This is a genomic window from Massilia sp. UBA6681 (genome assembly GCF_002454935.1).
Classification (GTDB): Bacteria; Pseudomonadota; Gammaproteobacteria; order Burkholderiales; family Burkholderiaceae_D; genus Telluria; species Telluria varians.
The window spans coordinates 1-19764 of record NZ_DKJX01000019.1 but is presented as its reverse complement, the minus strand read 5'-3'; the positions used below and the strand labels follow the sequence as shown (position 1 = coordinate 19764).

General features: G+C 60.9%; 15 protein-coding genes, 2 tRNA genes and 1 pseudogene. 11 read left to right on the top strand and 7 right to left on the bottom strand.

What is annotated here, in order from left to right:
• A partial coding sequence (locus tag B2R83_RS02555; RefSeq protein WP_292038137.1) for a right-handed parallel beta-helix repeat-containing protein occupies window positions 1-1124 on the bottom strand: 1124 nt, incomplete at its 3' end.
• Window positions 1125-1455: 331 nt separating this feature from the next.
• On the opposite strand from B2R83_RS02555, the gene B2R83_RS02550 reads away from it, so the two are divergent.
• The 11 genes from B2R83_RS02550 (at window position 1456) to B2R83_RS02500 (ending at window position 11834) form a co-directional block, all read left to right on the top strand.
• Complete coding sequence (locus B2R83_RS02550) at window positions 1456-2796, top strand: polysaccharide biosynthesis C-terminal domain-containing protein (RefSeq protein WP_292038136.1); 1341 nt, start codon at window positions 1456-1458, stop codon at window positions 2794-2796.
• Window positions 2793-4121: a glycosyltransferase gene (locus tag B2R83_RS02545; RefSeq protein ID WP_292038135.1), complete on the top strand. Its 1329-nt coding sequence runs from the start codon at window positions 2793-2795 to the stop codon at window positions 4119-4121. The genes B2R83_RS02550 and B2R83_RS02545 overlap by 4 nt, the downstream gene beginning before the upstream one ends.
• 62 nt (window positions 4122-4183) lie before the next feature.
• Window positions 4184-5359: an O-antigen ligase family protein gene (locus B2R83_RS02540; RefSeq protein ID WP_292038134.1), complete on the top strand. Its 1176-nt coding sequence runs from the start codon at window positions 4184-4186 to the stop codon at window positions 5357-5359.
• A gap of 140 nt (window positions 5360-5499) precedes the next feature.
• Complete coding sequence (locus B2R83_RS02535) at window positions 5500-5697, top strand: hypothetical protein (RefSeq protein ID WP_292038133.1); 198 nt, start codon at window positions 5500-5502, stop codon at window positions 5695-5697.
• 121 nt (window positions 5698-5818) lie between these two features.
• Complete coding sequence (serS, locus tag B2R83_RS02530) at window positions 5819-7114, top strand: serine--tRNA ligase (protein ID WP_292038132.1); 1296 nt, start codon at window positions 5819-5821, stop codon at window positions 7112-7114.
• Between the two features lie 114 nt (window positions 7115-7228).
• Window positions 7229-7318: transfer RNA gene (locus B2R83_RS02525), tRNA-Ser, on the top strand.
• Window positions 7319-7497: 179 nt separating this feature from the next.
• Window positions 7498-8991: an SEL1-like repeat protein gene (locus tag B2R83_RS02520; RefSeq protein WP_292038131.1), complete on the top strand. Its 1494-nt coding sequence runs from the start codon at window positions 7498-7500 to the stop codon at window positions 8989-8991.
• A gap of 147 nt (window positions 8992-9138) precedes the next feature.
• Window positions 9139-9228, top strand: a tRNA-Ser gene (locus tag B2R83_RS02515).
• Window positions 9229-9383: 155 nt separating this feature from the next.
• Window positions 9384-10448 carry a tyrosine-type recombinase/integrase gene (locus B2R83_RS02510; RefSeq protein WP_292038130.1) on the top strand — a complete coding sequence of 355 codons (1065 nt, stop codon included), beginning with the start codon at window positions 9384-9386 and terminating at the stop codon, window positions 10446-10448.
• A gap of 282 nt (window positions 10449-10730) precedes the next feature.
• The gene (locus B2R83_RS02505; RefSeq protein ID WP_292038129.1) at window positions 10731-10946 is read left to right on the top strand and encodes a helix-turn-helix transcriptional regulator; all 216 of its coding nucleotides are present in this window, start codon (window positions 10731-10733) and stop codon (window positions 10944-10946) included.
• Between the two features lie 522 nt (window positions 10947-11468).
• Window positions 11469-11834, top strand: coding sequence for a hypothetical protein (locus tag B2R83_RS02500; protein WP_292038128.1), 366 nt, complete (start codon window positions 11469-11471; stop codon window positions 11832-11834).
• Between the two features lie 135 nt (window positions 11835-11969).
• Here B2R83_RS02500 and B2R83_RS02495 read toward each other — a convergent pair whose 3' ends face one another.
• The 6 genes and pseudogenes from B2R83_RS02495 to B2R83_RS02470 form a co-directional block, all read right to left on the bottom strand.
• Entirely contained in the window at window positions 11970-12230 is a 261-nt protein-coding gene (locus B2R83_RS02495; RefSeq protein WP_292038127.1) for a PAAR domain-containing protein, read from the bottom strand.
• Window positions 12231-12261: 31 nt separating this feature from the next.
• A complete protein-coding gene (locus B2R83_RS02490) occupies window positions 12262-13398 on the bottom strand; it encodes a T6SS immunity protein Tli4 family protein (protein WP_292038138.1) in 1137 nt (378 codons plus the stop codon).
• 11 nt (window positions 13399-13409) lie between these two features.
• Window positions 13410-15236 (bottom strand): esterase/lipase family protein, encoded by a 1827-nt coding sequence (locus B2R83_RS02485; RefSeq protein WP_292038126.1) that lies wholly within the window; start codon window positions 15234-15236, stop codon window positions 13410-13412.
• Window positions 15233-17824: a type VI secretion system Vgr family protein gene (locus B2R83_RS02480; protein WP_292038125.1), complete on the bottom strand. Its 2592-nt coding sequence runs from the start codon at window positions 17822-17824 to the stop codon at window positions 15233-15235. Before B2R83_RS02480 ends, B2R83_RS02485 begins: the two co-directional genes overlap by 4 nt.
• Window positions 17821-19146 carry a hypothetical protein gene (locus tag B2R83_RS02475; protein WP_292038124.1) on the bottom strand — a complete coding sequence of 442 codons (1326 nt, stop codon included), beginning with the start codon at window positions 19144-19146 and terminating at the stop codon, window positions 17821-17823. Before B2R83_RS02475 ends, B2R83_RS02480 begins: the two co-directional genes overlap by 4 nt.
• A gap of 293 nt (window positions 19147-19439) precedes the next feature.
• Window positions 19440-19764, bottom strand: a pseudogene (locus B2R83_RS02470) (hypothetical protein); the annotation flags it as partial.

The window sequence follows — 19764 nt, the reverse complement described above, 5'->3', positions numbered from 1 at the left end:
TGATTTGCGCAACAAAGCCGTTGATAAGCACCGATGTCCACTGCGGGAGCACGCGGACGCTCCGCTCCTTCGATATCGCTGGGGGGCGCAAGCGCAGCCAGGCCGCGCTTGCGGGCCGGCGAATCCTTGCGCAGGCGATAGTCGCCTTTGCCATCGGGGCGGAAATCGACGAATAAAGGATCTTGGGTAATTGTCCCAATATCTTTTCCGACTAACATTTCAATCTTCGCAGCATTTCCAAAAACCACATTGTGCGCAACAAGATTGTCGGCGCCGATGCAGGACTCGCCGCGATAACAGTATTGCCTGATCGATGCGCGAGGGTGATAGGCCACAATATTGTTGATCACCTTGGTTTCCGTCATCACCACATTTCCCGGCGCATCGCCGGTCCCCATCACGATGCCGCCGCCGGTCGTGGCCGAGCCGTTTGCAAACACCGTGTTATTGGCGACGATGACTTTGTTGGCGGCGTGCCAGAGGTGGATTCCCCATGCCGAGGCGCGGTAAACGATGTTGTTGTAAATTTTGCCGCGCAGGTTGGAGTAATAGATTCCCTGCACGCCCGAACAGGTGCCCGGCTCGCCGATGTCGTGCACGAGGTTGCCGCTGATCTCGCCGTCCGAGGCCTGGTAGTTGCTGAACACGATGCCGCCGCCGCCATTGCTGCTGCAGCCGCCCGTCACCGCAAGCTCATGCACGTGGTTGTTGAGCACGCGCACCCAGGAGCCGTAATTCAGGATCCCGTTGCGTCCGCTGCCGGTCACGTCGAAGCCGTTGATCTCGACGTGTTCGCCATGGTTTTCCCAGACCGCCTCGACACCGCCCCCGATGATCCTGGCGCCCCATTTGACCGTCGAGACATAGCGTATCGGCGCCGTGGGCGTGCCGCTCTTCATCGACTTGATGTTCTCGCGATAGGTGCCGGGCGCGACGTGGACGGTACTGCCCGGGACCGCACGCCTGGCGGCGGCCCCGATCGTCTGCAGCGGCGCGCCCTCGGTGCCCGGGTTGTTGTCGCTTCCGCGCGGGGTGACGTACAGGGCACGCGGGTCGACCGGGTGCTCGAGCGAGATGCATGCCTTGAGGCCGAGGCCGGCCACCAGCAGGATGCAGACGATCATCGGATATCGAAAGCTTCGCGGGTTCATTATCTCTGACGACGGGATGAGCGCGGCGCCGTGGCCGCCGGGATCCCGAGCTTAAACCGGCGCACGATTGCGCACCTTGCGTTTGCCCGACTAGCGCGCCATTCCGTCGTTATTTAATTTCGGCAATTGATTCGTCGCGCCTGCCGGCTTGATCGTGCGCAGCATGTCGCGATGACGGGTCCGGATAATGAACTGGAGGCGCCACGGCGGACCGCAGGCGCCGGCGCACCCGGCACATGGCGTGGAGTCCCGGCTCCATCCGCATCCGAACCCGACAGCGAGCACATACAGCGACGACCAGCCTATGCTGACCCAAATGAAGAGCCTGCTTGCGTCGCTGCCGCTCGGCCGCAGCCCGGATTCGCGGCGCAACCTCTCGACCGCCATCGGCTCGACGATGCTGCGCCAGATGCTCTCGAGCGCCTTGTACTTCGTCGCATTGTGGGTCACCACGCGCCAGCTCGGCCCGCACCACAATGGCCTGCTGGTGACGGCCCTGCTGCTGCCGCAAACCCTGTACGCCGTCCTGAACCTGGGCCTGGCTTCCAGTCACGTCTACCACATGAGCAGCGGAACCCCGGATGCCGCGGCGATGCGCCGCGTCAACTGGATACTCGCTTGCACGCTATGGGGCATGGCCGTGCTCGCGCTCGCGTTGAGCAGCGACGCCATGATCGGGCGCTACCTGCCCGGGACGAGCAAGGACACGGCCTTGTATGCCAGCCTCCTGTTTCCCGCCATGCTGCTGGCGGCCTGGACCGTATCCCTGATCCAGGGCGCGCGCGACTACGCCACCTTCAACAAGACCGCGCTGATCCAGCCCTTCACCTTCTGCGCGGGCGTGCTGGTGCTGGGCGCCAGCGGCGCCATCAGTGTCGTCTCGGTGCTGTCCTGCCATATCCTGAGCCAGGCTTCGCTGTGGCTGGCCAGCGAAGTGCGGGTGCGGCGCTACCCGGCCGCGCCCGTCGGCGGCGCGCTCGTCCTGGCGAAGATGATCGGCTACGGGCTGCGGGCGCACCTGAGCAACGTGATCACCTTCCTCAACTACCGGGTCGGCCTGTATATGGTGAGCCTGCTGCTCGATCCGTCCTCGGCAGGCATCTACGCGCTCTCGGTGCAACTGGCCGAGGCGCTATGGCTGATCGCGAGCGCGGCCTCGGTGGTCGTGTTCCCGGAATCGGCGGCCGCCAACGGCACCCCGGCGGCGCTGCGCCAGATGGTCGGCCGTATCGCCCTGGCCGTATTCAAGATCACGCTCGTGGTGGGAATGCTGGCGGCGGCGCTGTCGACCGTGTTGATTCCGTGGGCCTTCGGGAAGGATTACGCGAGTGCCGTGCTTCCCTTCATTGTCCTGTTACCGGGAATTATCACCTGGAGCTACATGAACGTCATCGCCAATTCCCTGGCGGGCATGGGCCGGCAGGGCGTCAACATCGTCGGGGCCACGCTGTCGCTGGTACTGAACGGCGTCGGCTGCATGCTGGCGATCCCCGCCTACGGCACCTGGGGAGCGGCGCTGGCTGCCAGCGTGGCATTCACGGCGACGGCCGCCTATACGGTATTCATGTACCGGCGCATCATGGCCAGGCGTATCGCGCAGGAAGGCGCCGGGGCAGCAGCCGCGCCAGGAGGAGACCAAGGATGACGACAACGAAGATGTTGATGGTGACTTCGCTGTATCCGTATGGGAATGGCGAGACCTTTATTACAGCCGAGCTCGAACATGTCGCGCAGCACCTCGGCCATATCGAGATCGTGCCCGGCTTCTATTCCCGCGACGAGGCGCCGCGTCCGGCCCGGCAGCCGGTCAACCTGGCCTACGCGGACGGTCGCTGGGGTGCGCTGCGGGTGCCGCGGATGCTCGCCGCACTCGCGATGAGCCTGTTCAAGTACCGCTGGCTGTCCGACTTCAGGCTGATCCTGAAGCGGCCGGGCAAGCTGGCGAACTTCAAGGAGCTGGTCCGCGCGCTCTACCGGGCCAACATGTTCGAGCGCTTCTTGAAACAGCAGGAGCGCGCGGGCAAGGCCGGCTACGACGTCATCTATTTCTACTGGCTGGTCCCCGAGATCCTCGGGGCGGCGCGCTTCTCCAGGACCTCCGGCGGGAGCACCCGGGTCATCTGCCGCGCCCACCGCGGCGACCTGTACGAGGAAGTCAAGCCGGCCGGCTATGCCGGGCTGCGGCGCGAGATCATCGCCGAGGTCGACGAGATCTACTGCATCTCGGAACACGGCAAGCATTACCTGGAGCAGCACTATGCGCACCTGGCCGCGAAATTCCACCTCGCGCGGCTCGGGGTGAACGATCCGGGCTTTCTCAACCGCCAGCCCGGCGGCGGCCCGCTGAGCATCGTGTCGTGCTCCTTCGTCATCGCCAGCAAACGCCTGCACCTGCTGGTCGACGCCATCGCGCACCTGCTGGCGGCCGATCCCTCCCTGCAGGTGCGCTGGACGCATGTCGGCAACGGCCCCTTGCTCGAGGCGGTGCAAAGCCATGCCGCGAGCCGCCTGGGCCCGCGCGCGCAGGCGCTGTTCAAGGGCTACCTGACGCAGGCCGAGCTGATGGACCTGTACCGCGAGGACACGTTCGACCTCATCGTCAACGTGAGCGACAGCGAAGGCATCCCGGTGAGCCTGATGGAGGCCGCTTCGGTGGGCATTCCGATCGTGGCCACCGACGTCGGCGGCAGCCCGGAGATCATCGGCGGCGCCAACGGCGTACTGGTGCCGGCCGACGCCGACGCTGCGACGGTCGCGGCCGCCATCGCGCGCTTCAAGGACCGCGAAGCCGCCGCCGCCTGGCGCCGCGCCGCGCGCCGCTTCTGGGACGAGCGCTTCAACGCGGCCGTCAATTACGAGCGCTTCGGGCGCATCCTCGCCGGCTTGCCCTGTGCGCCGGCCGGCAGCGCCGCGCCGGAGGCCGGTGCAGCGCTGCCGGCAGGGCAGGGCGGCGACCGGGTGGTCGGCTGAAACCTTATTAGGTACCCACGGGAGCAGGCATGCCAGCGCACCCACAAGCACGTAGCAGAAGCATGCTGGCAGCCCTGGCGCTGTTCATTCCGCTGTTCCTGCTGTTTACCCCGTTCGAACAGGGCGGGCCGAATCCGAGCATGTTCCCGAAGTATTTCTCGGCCGGCGTCTCGGCATTGGCGCTGGCGCCCCTGTTCGTCATCACCAGGCTGCGCTTCCGGGTGGAGAGCCAGCTGGTGCTGGTGACGCTGGCGATGTTCGTGTTCCATGCGCTCGTCGTGAAGCCCGTGCCCTTTCACTTCCTGTTGCTGGTCCTGCTGAACGTGCTGCTGGCCGTCTTCATCTACGAGGCGAGCTTCGCGTGGCGCGCCGAATTCGTGACGGCGGTGTCCTGGCTGCTGCTGCTCAATGCCGTGGTCATCGCTGCGCAGGCACTGATGTTCCACCTGCTGGGCGCGCCGATCTTCGACTTCCACAAGATGATCTTCGGTTCCAACAGCCGCTTCGTCGAGGATTACCTCAACATCGCACGCTTTTCCGGCTTGCACGTCGAGCCGGGCACCTACGCCAACTACATCGCCTGCCTGGCCGCGATCCTGATGCTGACCTCCGAGTTCAGCGTCCGTTTCGTCTCGCTGTGCTTCGTGGCCGTGCTGTCGGTGTTCGTCACCAACTCCGGCTCCTCCGTCTATTTTGTGCCGGTCATGGTCCTGCTCCTCGGCTACCTGTGGCATTCGAAGGTGCGCCTCATCCATGTCGTCGTGCTCGTCGCGTCGCTGTGCGCATACCTAGTGCTGTCCGGCGTGCTCGAGCACCTCGAAACGCGCTTCTTCGAGCAGGACGACGGCAGCCTGTCGCACCGGATCGACGGCGTGAACGCGTGGCTGGCGCTGACCCTGGAAGAGAAGCTGATCGGCGTGGGCTTCGCGAACGATCCCTGCGTGCGCTGCTACTACCAGGACATCGGCATGATCTTCAACCTGCTGACCCGCGGCGGCATCGTCGTCGTGCTCGCGTTTGCCCTGGTGATGGGGCGCACGCTCCTCGCCAACGGCCTGGTCCTCTCCGTGCTGCTGATGCTCATTCCCATCAACGAGAAGATGTTCTTCTACGAAGCGCCGATCTGGCTCTTCATCCTGTTTGCCATGACACCCTTCGTGCGCCGCACCGCGCCGCTGCGCAGTCCGACGGACGATGCCGTGGTCGTCCCTGCCGCCGGGGCCGCGCCAGGCCACTGACACCACTCCGATCGCGCCTGGTCCGCCCTCCCTGCATTTTATGCCGTCGTTTCAGCACTTCATCGCAAGTCGATGGCTGCGGCGGTGATGCGCCGGTAAAGTTCGAGCATACCAACGCTGCAACACCAAGGGAGAACACCATGAACATCCGTAAAAACTTCGAAGCCATTTTCCTGAGCGCCGCCGCACTGGGCCTGGTCGCCAGCTACGCCACCGCCTCCGCCCGCCCGGTCGAAGTCGTCAAGCACGAATCGGCGATCCTGATCGACTCGACCGTGCACGTGGTCGTGGTCAAGGCGCCGCGCCTGAGCGTCGCGGAAAAAGCCGGCCTGAAGTAATGCAGGGAAGGGCTGGCGCAGGGCCCGGCAGGACGGTCAAGGATACCGTTGTCGAATCTCGCTAGGATTCCGTGTCGGCTTGGTACAATTGTGTTTTCGACATACGCAAGCCCAACCCGACATGATTGACATCCAACTTCTCCGCAAAGACATCGACACCGTCGCCGCGCGCCTGGCGACCCGCAAGTTCCAGCTCGACGTGGCCGGGTTCAACGCCATCGAGGCGGAACGCAAGGCGATCCAGACGCGAACCGAGGAACTGCAGGGCAAGCGCAATTCGCTGTCCAAGCAGATCGGCATGATGAAGGGCAAGGGCGAAGACACCACGGCCGTGATGGCGGAAGTGGCCGGCCTGGGCGACGAGCTCAAGGCCAACGAGGTCGCCCTGGGTGAAGTGCAGGCAAAACTGGCGCGCTTCATCGAAGCGGTGCCGAACCTGCCGCACGAAAGCACCCCTCAGGGCACGGACGAATCGGGCAACGTTGAAGTGCGCAAGGTGGGCACCCCGCGCACCTTCGAGTTCGAGGTGAAGGACCACGTCGACATCGGCGAAAAGCTGGGCCTGGATTTCGACACCGCCACCAAGCTGACCGGCTCGCGCTTCTCGATGATGAAGGGCGGCATGGCACGCCTGCACCGCGCGCTGGCCCAGTACATGCTCGACACCCACACCGGCCAGCACGGCTACACCGAGTGCTACACCCCGTACATGGTCAATGCCGATTCGCTGCGCGGCACCGGCCAGCTGCCCAAGTTCGAAGCCGACCTGTTCTCGGTGAAGAAGGGCGGCGCGGAAGGCGAGGGCGAGCACTTCTACCTGATCCCGACCTCGGAAGTCTCGCTGACCAACGTGGTGCGCGACGAGATCGTGGCGCTCGACCAGCTGCCCCTGAAGATGACCGCGCACACCCCGTGCTTCCGCTCGGAAGCGGGCAGCTACGGCCGCGACACCCGCGGCATGATCCGCCAGCACCAGTTCGACAAGGTCGAGCTGGTCCAGGTGGTGCATCCGGAGCAGTCCTACGCGGCGCTGGAAGAGATGGTCGGCCAGGCCGAGTTCATCCTGACTTCGCTGGGCCTGCCGTACCGCGTCATGTCCCTGTGCACCGGCGACATGGGCTTCTCGGCCGCCAAGACCTATGACCTCGAAGTGTGGCTGCCGGCGCAGAACACGTACCGCGAGATTTCCTCGCTGTCGAATTGCGAAGCCTTCCAGGCGCGCCGCATGCAGGCCCGCTTCCGCAATGCCGCTGGCAAGCCGGAACTGCTGCACACCCTGAACGGTTCCGGCCTGGCCGTGGGCCGCACGCTGGTGGCGGTGCTGGAGAACTACCAGCAGCTTGACGGCAGCGTGATCATTCCGGAAGTGCTGCGTCCGTACATGGGTGGGCTGGAGCGTCTGGCGCCTGCTGCCTGAAGCAGGGTGCCTGGCAGCGCAAGTTTTTGCACGCAGTAAGAATTTGCTCTTCCGTTTTTATAAGACCATCGCTATAATGCGTGTCTCTTGCAGCGACCACGCCGCATGGAATTAGGAGAGGTGGCAGAGTGGTCGAATGTACCTGACTCGAAATCAGGCGTACGGGTGACCGTACCGTGGGTTCGAATCCCACCCTCTCCGCCAGTATTAATAAAGAAAGGCTCCTTCGGGAGCCTTTTTTATTTTCCAGCCTGCCCAATGCGGAGTTCAACGCCTCAACCGATCAGACTGCTGAGCACTTCTCATCCACTCCGAAAATAGTTGGAAATTTTTCATTCCTGGTTGCACACTTACCGCTAGTCCCACTCGGCCAGCGACCAACCATGTTGAAACCTCTCCTCGGCATCGCCCTCCTGTTCACCCTGGCGCCCGCCGCTGCCCAGACGCCGGTTGCACCCACCGAATCGGCCACCCCGGGCCAGGTGGTCAAGATCACCGGTTCCAAGTCGACGCCGACCGGCGAGAGCGCCAAGGTCTACGCCGCCAAGCGTCGCGTCCTGCGCGGAACGCTGGCGCAGAAATGCGCCCTCGACAGCGTCTACTTTTCTCAGCAGGACGACGAGGAAACCTATATCGAGCAGCTCGAGCAGATGCAGGAACCCGGCGAGCTCAGCGAGACCGGCACCCCCATGCCGTCCGCCACCCTGCAAAAATTCAATCCGAACGCCCCCTACGGCGACGCATCGAACGCGGTCGACTCCTCCTCGATCACCGGCGCGGCGTCGAGCAACAACGTGGGCCCGTGCGAGGTCGGCGACCGCCGCTTCGCCTCGGGCCGCGAGCGCATCATCCGCAACGACAAATCCTTCGCCCAGGCCCTGGAGCACCTCGATGCCAAGGAATACGACAAGGCGGCGGCCCAGCTGGAGGCCGCCTACGACAAGATCGGCTATCCGGAAGCGGCGGTCCTGATGGCGAAACTGAGCCTGGACGGCCTGGGCGTGCCGCGCAGTACCGACAAGGCCTTGTACTGGCTCGACCGCGCCGCGGGGCAGCGCTTCGATGCCAGGAAGGACGCGCTGCGTTTCAACCCGAAGGAGCCGGAAGCCCTGAACGGCATGATCGAAGCGGCGCTGCTGCTCGCGCGGATCCACCAGCACGGCATCGGCGGCGTCAGGAAGGACCAGGCCGCCGCGCGCAAGTGGTACGCCAAGGCCGCCGACTTCGGTTTCGTGCCGGCCCTGAATACCCTGGGGCTGGCGTCGCAGGCCGGCGCCGGTGGGCCGAAGGACCTGAAGCAGGCACGCGGCTACTTCCAGAAGGCGGCGGAAGAGGGCTATGTGCCGGCCCAGTTCAACCTGGCGAGGCTGTATTACGCCGGCGGCGAGGGCGTGGCGCAGGACTATGCGCAGGCGGGCGCCTGGTTTGCCGAGGCCGGCAAGTCCGGCCACGCCAGGTCGCTGTACGCCATGGCCCGCATGTACGACCTGGGCGAGGGCGTGAAGGCCGACCAGTCGAAGGCGATCGTCTACTACAAGGAGGCGGCCCTGAAGCTGCTGCCGGAGGCGCAGAGCGCGCTGGCCACCTATTTCTACACCGGCGAGCAGGTGCCGAAGAACCTGGCGACCGCGCGCCAGCTGTTCAACCAGGCGGCCATGGGTGGCGATTCGGAAGCCATGTTCAACCTGGCTGCCATGCTGGTGGGCGGCGAAGGCGGGGACAAGGACCTGGGCATGGCCTATGCCTGGCTCAGCCTTGCCAAGGCCAGCGGTCTTGAGCGCGCTGGACTGGCTCTCAGCCAGATCGAGCCGAAGCTCTCGGCGCAAGACCGTGCCAGGGCTGATGCGGTTCTCACGCCGTCCGCGGCCAAGAAGTGAAATATTATTTCGCCTTATCTGCTTTGGTGAAATTTTATTGCGTGTTGCAAGTAGTGGGTTAATGTAATGGAATAGTTCACCTTCCACAAATGGAAAACAGCCGCTATAATGCGGCCTCGCTTACGGCGACCACGCAGCACCGAATTAGGAGAGGTGGCAGAGTGGTCGAATGTACCTGACTCGAAATCAGGCGTACGGGTGACCGTACCGTGGGTTCGAATCCCACCCTCTCCGCCAGACTAAAGTCCCTAGATGTTTAGGGACATCAAAGAACCCGCTGTTCTCATAGAGACAGCGGGTTTTTTGTTGCCTAATACTGTCCAGTACCGTCCCCCAAGAGCCAGCATCCTTGGGGCCTCGTTTGGGGCTCCCTTGGACAGGAGGCCCCCAAAATGCCCAAGCGCGTACCGCCGCTGACCCAGCTGCAGATCAAGAACGCCAAACCCCGCGAGAAGCCCTACAAGCTCGCCGATGGTGGGGGCCTGTACCTCGAGGTCACGCCAAGCGGCGGCAAGCACTGGCGCATGAAGTACCGCCAGCCCAACGGCAAGGAAAACAAGCTTCACTTCGGCGCCTTCCCGGCCGTGTCGCTCCTTGACGCGCGCGAGCGGCGCGAAAGCGCCCGCCAACTCCTTGCTGCTGGTTCCGATCCGGCGCGCGTGCGCGACGAGCAGGCGCGCCAGGCGCGGATGGCGGCCGCAAACACTTTCGAGCAAGTGGCGCGCGAATGGCACCAGACGATGCTTGCGCAGTGGCAGCCCCAGACCGCCCGCGATATCCTCCATCGTTTTGAACAGGACGTCTTCCCGCAGATCGGGAAGTTGGCCGTCACCGAGATCCAGCCACGTGACGTCATCGATGCCATCCGCGCGGTCGAGCGGCGCGGGGCACTCGAGATCGCAAGCCGGCTTGCCGCAAACTGTTCGCGGGTATTCAGGTACGCGGTACGGTGCGGGCTGGCCGAGCGCAATCCGGCGGAGCATTTGCGGGAGGTGCTGGCGCCGCGGGAGAAGGGCCACTTCGCGGCGATCGGGGCGGATGGACTGCCGGAATTCCTGCGCGCTCTGAACGCGAACGAGGCCTGCATGGGACTGCCTGTGCGGGTCGCGATGCGCCTGATGCTGCTGGTGTTCGTTCGAACTTCCGAGCTGATCGAGACGCCGTGGGCAGAGATCGACCTGGAGACCGGCGAGTGGGTCATCCCGTGGCGCCGTATGAAGCGCGGCAAGCGGCGTATCAACCCGAACAAGACCGACCACCATGTCTGCCTGCCGCGGCAGGGACTGGTCTTGCTGCGCCAGTTGCACCGGCTCACCGGCGGCGGCACTTGGCTGTTCCCCAACATGCGCGACCCTCAGCGCCCAATGAGCAATAACGCCCTGCTGAAGGCGCTCGAGCGGATGGGGTACAAAGGCGACATGACCGGGCAAGTTACCTGGAGGAGCGGCGCGCGATGATGCAGCGTTGGGCTGACTACCTCGACGAGGTGGCAGTAGCCTCCCTGCAGCGGCGTGACGAAGTCCGTCATGTACGGACCGAGAGAGATCTCGGTCGACTGGCACCATGAGGCTGGACCGAGGCCGTTGTCCAGCCTCGTCCCCAGTCACACACAATACGCGATGTTGTTGCCTGGAGGATCGCCGAGCGGAGAAAGGGGCGAAAATCGGGGGTATTAGGCGCTGGTCCTACCCCAGCTTGCAGGGCTATTCTTGAAGACGTCGCAACTGATTGGAATAGCAATGCAAACCCCAGTTCTTCCGAGCCACGGCCGCATTATCCGCATCCGCGAAGTCATTGCCATGACCGGGCTTTCCCGCTCAAGCATCTACGCAGCCATCAAGCAGGGCACCTTTCCAGCGCAACTTAAGCTGTCCACTCGCTCATCAGGTTGGCTAGAGAGTGAAATAATCGAATGGAGGGAAATGCGGCCTCGAGGTTCGCTGCAGAGCAGCTAACAGATACTCAAATTGAAGTCGCTGGGACGACGAAATCTGTATCAGTTTTCACGCACTGTGACAACGCTCGATGAGTTCTCTCATGGCTGGCGGTGGTGGCCGAGCTTCAGCTGGGCGATAAAAGTACGAGGCAAGGTGCGATCTCCGCTACCTTGCGCAGCACCCCTCGCTCAAGCACCTTGACGCGTTCTTCTCTGGCGGTGATTGTTCGTGGACGCAGCCGGTATTTCGCTTTTAATAGCATACCCAGCATCACAGCGTCTCGGGCTGCGTCCGGTCTTGGCTGCGTTCGGCGTGATCGGCCCACTATTAATCATGCTGGTTACCGGCTTAACTGATCATACGCACAACGCGATCGATGACTTCGAGGAATACTCGGGTTGATTCTTTCTGACTCCATTCTCCTAAACAAGGAAGCCTTTAAAAAACTTGGACGAATCATATCGCGCGGCCGGTCCAACGAAATCGACCACGCTCTTTTCTAACGATTTTGATCAGATTCACTCGACGATGGAGGAGAAAATGAGCGAGCAAAGTATTTCGGGACGGGCCGCGTTGTTGTGCTCGGTCGATGCGTTCGTTGCAGGGTTGGTATTCGCTCTTGCTATTTTGCTTGCGGTTTTTGAAAGGCCATCCGATCTAGTAGGGGTGCTAGCCGACATTAAAGTGCACCTCCATTGGGATAACAGAGTTTTGGGTCTTTCTAGTGCTGCAACGATGCTTGTAGTAGTCGGTTGGCGTTCGTGGCGCATCTATCGGTCAAAGGTGATAACAGGATCAATGCAATTCGGCCTAGGACTTTTAGGATGCACGTTGGTCACATTCAAATTCTACCTCTTCATTATGGGGTTGCATAAAGCAATCATCGGCAGCATCCTATCCATGTAGGACACGGTTATTGCATAGCATCGCGGAGTATGGTGGTCGGCACATTGATGTATCGAAAAGATTTACAGTGTATTCCGAGTCGAGTGGTAGAGGGAAAAGAGGGCAGAAAGAAAGCTCTTTAGCAATCTACCCTATTTACCACTCAATTGAGCTAATCAACCGTGCCCCGCATTCCGTTGTGTCACCGTCATAAGCGTAGGGCTTATTCTGGTGTCGCGCACCGGAGCCATCTGGCTTGATTGCGAAGTTACCTTTGCATTTCGGACAAAAGGTCATATCGTCTTGAAGCGCCGCAGCTTTGCCCATGACGATCGTCTCCGATGTGGCACAGATGACCTTGCCGCCATGGTCGGTCTTGTCGTTAAGTCGAATCACGCCTCGGCCCTGATGTTTCATCGTCGCTCCTGATTTCAGTATCGCCGAATTGTCACTTGACGGCGGACCCATCCGGTTTGTTTTTAGGTAAATAGTAGGAACCCTCGGGTGCGCCGGGCACTTTAACCCGGAACTTTAGGCCGGAGAGAAGTTTGTCCCACAGCGCGACGGCTTCGTCGTCGCTGACCGATGCCTTATCAGCGGCCCCGACTAAATTGTCCTTGACCTTGGTGAACATGGCGGCGTGAAACTCTGATGGGTTTGCCACGTCTGTCGGCCTACCGACGAAGGCCCATTCGAAATCGTGAGTGCCGTCGGGCCTGCGAATGAGCGATTCTTCGCCCTTCCAATGTTGTACGTCCCGTTTTCCTTCGCGCAGAACGTTCCGCTTGGGATACGACGCACCCTGGGTTTTTTGCGCATCTTTGATGCGGGCAAGCAGCGGCAACTCGTTACGCTTCATTTCCTCGAATCTGGCCTTGTCATAATCGGCGTAGGCATCCTTGTTGGAACTGATGGAGAAGGTGACATCCGGGAGACTGGGCAAGTAAATCCCTGCACTGATCGTTTCCTGAGCCACATAGCGGTCGCTAGGCATGAAGCCGTGTTCGATGCAGAAACCCGGCTCAGTCGGTATTTCCTCAGCAGCGCGCAATCTCAAGCTTTCGGCCCGCGCCAGCTGTCGGGCGATTACCGTGCTTTCGGTCTCGCCCTTTGAGATCGAATCATCCAACACGAATGTGAGTTGGTCTTTGCTGATGTATGTATCGAAAAAGAGAGCATTGTCCTCTTTATGGTATTTGCTTTCGAAATAGCGTACTTGCCAGCTATCCGCGATCGGCCCTAGGCCGTAATAAGTGATATCGGCAGTGTCGTCTTCCCACTTTACTTTCCTCATTTTCTCGTCGGCGCGGTGCTTTGCCTTCTCCAATCCGCCGGAAATAACCTCAATGCCAGAGTCGAGAACGGCACTCCCCGGAATGAGCTGCGCTTCCTGAGGCACTTCGATCGCATAGCGGCCAAAACAGAGGATCTTAGTTTTTTCGAACAATGCCCGCAGGCGTGGGCTGAGCTTGACTGGTTCGGGCACGGCAGTCTCCTTATAAGTGTAACTGCGGGAATTTCCAGGTAACGAAACCAAAACGATCAGCGAGACAGCCAGGATAGAGCCACTTATTATGTAAGTCATGGTTTTCACGATCACTCCCATTTCGCTGTCTTGGCGATTTGAACAACGGAATACAGCAGGGACGCCAGCACGTCTTGGTCGGCGTAGCTGTTTTGGTGCTCATAGCTTTTGCCCTTCATCTCGCCATGCACGAACAATTTCCCGGCGATCAGTTTGGCGGAGCGGGCGGCAGGAACGGTTTCGTCGCCCGGCGCTGCTGGGGGCTGCAGCGTAAGGGTCAACACGCGCGTGCCAGCTTGGACTTTCAGCGTGCCCATGGCGTCATCGCTCAAGAGTTTCCAGCTCTCGACCGGAGGGAGCCTGCTGTTTCTGGCATCCCAAATTTCGCGGTCGGCCACTTTGAATACTACCTCGCCGTAGCTGGGACGTTCCAATGACGAGCAGAAGCTCCCATAACAACTGCTCGGGTGGAATGTAGTTTTGATATCTTCTATAAAATCTGCGGCCTTTTTGAGGCGATAGATGACGCCAGCGATGCCGCCACCAGCAGCAGCTCTCACTCTTCCTGGGTTCACCCAATCTGGATGGAGAAGCCGCCACCACTTGTCCGGTGGTTGTAGGTAAATGCTCTCCAAGGCACTTTCCGCGTTACCGGGACAGCTCCACATCTCGCGCCCGGACCCGTCTACCAACTTGAGCCACGCCTTTCCATAGGCCGAACCAGGAAACAGTTCCAAAGCTGCAGGGGCATTAGCGAGGATGGCGGTGGCATGTTCACCATTAATTCCCAGGACCTTTGCCCCGGTTTCGGCTATAAAACCCGATCCTTCCAGAAAACCGAAACGCATGCGCTTGTAGGACGCGGCAGCACCCATGGTCGGCATCACGTTGTGGTAAATGCCGAGCACTTTGACGTTAGGGTCGTTGAGCAGGTTGCCATACTTCGGATGAATCAGCGCACGAGCGAGCAGACCGCCCATGCTGTGCGTGACGATGATTACCTCGTCACATTTGAAGCCCCGCTTCTGGTAGCCTGTGGCAAGCCCGCGTATGCGGTCCGCGATCACCCGAGCAGATACGCCGTTGCTCTTCAAATAGTTGTAGCCCATGGCGTGCACCGGGTACCAGCACGCGGCGATTTTCTTGAGATCCTGCTCCGTCAGTGCAGCGCCTGCATCCACGCCGCCAAAGGTGCGGGGATCGGCGAAGAAGGGCTTCCACATGGGGTTGGCGGCACCACCTACCACCATGTTGTTGAGGTGGCTTTCTGCCGTTTTTAACATCTTCCCATAAGCGCCGGCGAACAGGACCTCACTCCAGCCGCGCCATCGTGCGACCTGTGCCGGCGTTTCGCGCTTCTTCACCAGTGGCCCGCGTCTGAAGCTCCGCCCTGTTGCCGCACGCGTTCCTATCAGGGGCGGAATGGGTTCGAGGCTGTCGGGAACGTTTTGATGCAATTTGTCCGATGCCAGCGTTTCAGCGCCTTCAGGATCGAAGCGGTCCTTGCTTTCCGTGTAGTGGTAGTACTCAACCTCCGTCTCGTTCGGATCGAGCATGAGCTGGCGCTGCGCAGGCGAGGCATTCTTGTACCAGCCAACCAGTCCAGCCCCAGCAAGGGCGGCCGCGCCATTGATGCCGACCATATCGTCCGGGCGCCAGGATCGGTTGTCCGGTCGATCGAGCTCTTTCTGCCGTTTTTTACTCAGCCGAAGATTGCTACCCATCACGCCGGGCAGGAAGATCACGGGAATCACTTTTTTGGGCGGGAGCTTAACGTCGTGGCGGATCGTGTCGGAGGTCTTCGTCATGTGGACCGTGTATTCAGCCCACCCGCCGACGCCTTGCGTGAATTCGCCCTGGTGATTGCCGCGCTCGTTCAATCCGGATTGATCGCTCATGGTAATTCGCCCTTGTAGCGGATGGTGTAGGAGTCGAAACCGCCCGATTTCTGTACCTCGGTGCTGCCGTTAGCTGCGGTTTTGCCGTCGATGACCGATCCATCGTCACGCACGAGTTCGTATGCGATGTTCTTTTCGGGCTTCAGGTTCGCGTCGACAAAGTTGACCTCCTGGTCGAACTGGTAGTCCGACGAGCGTTCGTTGAATGCTTGCGACACGCTCTTGGCTGGCAGCGTTTCGAGATTGCCGTGGAAAAGTACAGGCGCGGAGGTGAAAAACTGCACCTTTTCGCCGATCTCGACCATGTTGTTGACCCCGTGCAGGCGAACGCCTTTTTTCCCACGAACGTTGACCCAGTCGGTCTCGCTGAGCATGTCGAGCACTTTGTTGGCGATGATCTCGACGTTGTCACTTTGCGCCTGTACCGACACGACACCACTTGCGGCGATCAGCTTCATTCCTGCCTTGTGCACGAAGAGCCTGAAGGTCTTGCCGACGCTGGCAAACAGGCCATCGGCGCTTGCCACCGATAGACTCTTTCCGCTCGTGATCGCAGTGTGGCGTTCGCTAGCGATATGGGTCGACTGCGCGCTCGTCAGCTCGATCCCGGCAGGGCTGGCCATGACAAGATGCGGCTCGGCAAGTTCGGGAAACGACCCTTTCGGCGCTCCCCGGATTGCAGAGTTCTGGACTTTGACGTCCTTGGCAGCGTCTTCTTGCTGGCCGGCCTCCTGGGCCTCGTGATCGATCGCCATCGAAGCCAGCTGTTCCTGGATCTGTGCCGCTGATGCCAGTCGCTGCGCGGTCTCCCCTAGATCCTTCATGTGGGACGCGGCGTTCTGCCGCGCCTCAGTCGTGATGAGCATGCCCTGTGCGGCGCGTGCGACACCCCATGCGTTGGTCGCCAATTCCCATCCTTCGCCACGTGCGTCCTTGCGACCAGCGTTGTCCTCGATACGCGTGATATGGCCGAGCGAGAGCTGACTGCACTGGTGGTCGCTCTTGAGCTGGGCCTGGATCTGCCCGTTCGTGTCGTCGAGGACCAGATGATTGCTACGCCCGGCGGAGGAGTTGCCGGGAGCTAGCTCGCGGCTTCGCAATCCTGTCAGTGCCCGTTGCGTAGGAACGCTCCACGGGGGCATGTTGCGTTCATTGAAGACAGCCCCTGTGATGATCGGGCGATCCGGGCAGCCTTCCAGCCACTGGACAATCACCTCGGTTCCCACTCGCGGGATCGCTGCCACACCAAGCTCTGCCCCCGCCCAGGAACTGGCTACTCGCACCCAGGCGGAACTGCGTTCATCGTTGCTGCCCACCCGGTCCCAATGGAATTGCACCCGCACCCGCCCGTACTCGTCGGTATGAATCGAGTCCTGGCCGGATGGCCCGACGACGATGGCGGTCTGCGGAGCGAGTATCTTGGTGTCCGTGCTGTTGAAGCTCCTGCCTGGCCGCCAAGGAATGCTCTTGCGGGTGCAGGTCACCCAGTTTCGATAGAGGATTTTTTCATCCACATCTTGCAGATAATTGTTGGTAGCGGTGTGGCGAACGGACAGGATCAGGAATTCGTCCTTGCTGGCGTCGCGCTTGGCAGCAAAGATGTTGTGATTAAAATGGTCTACCAAATGGAACCAGCGGCCCGGCATCAGGAAGCGGTCGTTACCTTGTGCTTCGACGTACTTGGCGACGGCCTCGAATTCTTCCATGCGGATGCGGCTTTGCGCATCGCCATCCCTGAAGTTCCGGAAGCCGTAGGCGCCCGTATACTCATACGACTCGATCTCTGGCACATCTCCCTGTCGGTTCACAGTGGGCACACTGACGCTGGTAGGAATCGGATCCTTGAAATTGAAGCCGTTCAAGACAACGCTGGAAGGGACGGCTTGACGTGCTGGCGACCATCGGTCGATGGCGTCCTCTTCCAAAGAGCTGCCTTCGCCATGAAAGCGCACCTCGGTATCGCCATCGATCGCTGGAGCTCGTGTGGAATCGCTACTGATGACGAGCCTGTGTCCACTGACGTCATGTTCGTACCAGTAATACCACCCTGCGGCTTCCCAGCGTCGGCTCAGGTAGTTGTAGTCCGTTTCGTTGAACTGGCAGGCATCGGTCATGACCGGGTCGTCAGCGGGCACGCGCCAATCCCATTGGGCATGCGTGCCACAGCCGCGAAAGATTTCCTCTGTCTGGTCGCGCAAGGTTTTCCCATGGAACAGGTAACTATCCTTGCGCAGGCTGAGGAATTTCAGCCAGGGGCCGAGCCTCGCTTCGTAAAAGGTGATGCCGCCGTCGGAACGGCAGCGGCGGAAGCTGAACACGTAGCCGGAGAAGTAGCGCAGGCTGCCGTCCCTGCGCACTAGCTCGATGTTGAGCAGCTTGCCCTGCATTTCCTTGAGAGCGAGGTCGGCGGCGTCGCACAGCAACTCGACCGTGAACTCGAAATCCCTGGACAGGCTTTCCGTGGCGTCGATCTTGTTGACCAGGAATTGTGCGCTTGGGGCATCATCGTTCGGGAATGACAGGCGCAGGATGCGATGGTGCTGCCGGTCATAGGTCAGATCGTGAATGGAGCGACTTAGGTTCGTCATGTGCGGTCTTGAAAAGCTCGAGCGAGTGGTTGTCTGCTATCCGCCGTGAACCTGGCAGGTTGAATACGCTGCGTCGTTGCGCCGGTCACTGCCACATCATTTCTGGTCCGGCCTGTGGTGAGTTCGTAGGCCTTCGGTGGCGGTGGCTGGCCATCCAGCCGATCGGCATGGATCAGGATCGGAGCGACGAAGATCAGCTTGCGCGAACTGCGGGCGGGGCCACATGGCTGGGCTCGGAAATGGCCGCGCCGCCAGTGCGGCGCCCTGATGCCGGTGGCGCCAGGCGCTAGCAGGATTGCCGGTGCGCTCGCAGGGCCGACCGTTATGTGGTCATACAGGGTGTCCAGGCGGCGCTGCAGTTTTGCGTGCTTTTTCGGTCCCACGCCCGCTAGTCGCTTGAGTGCGGCGCTGTGTTCCGTATTCACCTCCTTACGCGCGTCCTTCAGGCCGAGGTAAAGGAACACTTTCACGATGTTGTTGATCAGCTTCATCAGCGGATCGTCGTCGGGCGTGCGGTCGACATCCTGACCCATCAGGATTCCCCTGGCCCACTGGACGACGGTCTCGCCAGGCGTGAGCAAGGGACCGCGGAGCAACTGCGCGCTGATACCCTTGTCGTTGGTAGCGTAGACGATCACCAATTCAATCACGGTGATGAATTCGTTGCGTTCGTCGGACGAGCTGGGCCTGCTCACAAAACAGAAGATGCCCTCGATCCAGCGGCCACTGATGAGGTCATCTGGCGTTCTGAAATGTTCTGCCGTAGTGCGGTTCAGCTGGAGGTACTGCGCATCGAATGGTGGCGAGAACAGCTGCATAGGCAGCGTGTCGTCGATATCGGATTGCATCAGGAGGGCGTCGAGCGCCGGCGTGGTCTCGAGCAGTGCGCCGCGTTTTCGTTCGAAGTGAATATTTGCAGCCCACCTCACAACGGTGGCAAACGTGGCGTCTGGCCAGCCAGGCGGACGCTGGTGGCGCGCACGCTTATCAAGATGTTGGTCGACTTGCCAGCACAGCTCGTTGATGCAGTCGAGGCAGGTGGCGCGCGGGGTAGCCCAATCGTTCCACAGTCGCCGACTCCAGTCGTGGGCGGTGAACAGGCCCCGCCATTCCTCCAGCGCGCCCTGGTTGCGGAACTTGACCGGATAGGGAAGACCGTCCAGGGATGCCAGCGTGCTCGCCTTTATCGCCGGCCCAAGCTGTCCAAGGACGCTGGATTGGAACCTGTCCCGGAGCGCCTTGTATTCAGCATATTCGGCAGCGGGCGCACTAGCACGAGCCACAGGCTCTACGTCGGGGGCGCGAAACACGGTATCTGCCATGGTGACCTTCTGCGGTTGGGTGAGCTGCTACCTGCTGCGATGAAAACCTTTTAATTATTCAAGGATATGCAGCAGGGAAACTTGAGTAAACACAACTTGTTGATGGTTGTGATACCGGTGGTCCGATGTGAGTGGGGTAGTGAACCAATCCAAGGTGCGATGCACAAAAGGAGCTTGCCATCGAGCTCCTTACAGACAAAGGCGTGCTATCGCCGCTGTTCAAATCGGTTGACGTGCCAATTGCCAAGATCCCCGGACGAGGCGCCGACTCGTCCGTGTATTCTGACTAAGGTTTAGGTCGCATCGGTTTCAACTGGAAAGAACTCGGCAATGTTCCCCCACGGTTCCATCGGGTTCACTGCGGCGTTGATGACCCGGTAGGGAACTTCGACGACGTCGGGGTTATACATAGGCGGCCGGCTCGATGAAACGAACGGGTTGCAGTCGAGGGCAGTGTCGCTGAGCGAGTGATGGACCCTGCAGACCAGCGGCCGGTCCTCGTACACCGAGCATCTGCTGTTCACCAGGAAGTGAACCGCCCCGGGTTTTGTGGAGGCTCCCTTGTTTGAGAAAATGGAGCTATGAAGAAGCAACCGAAGGATTCCCCCGAAGTCATCG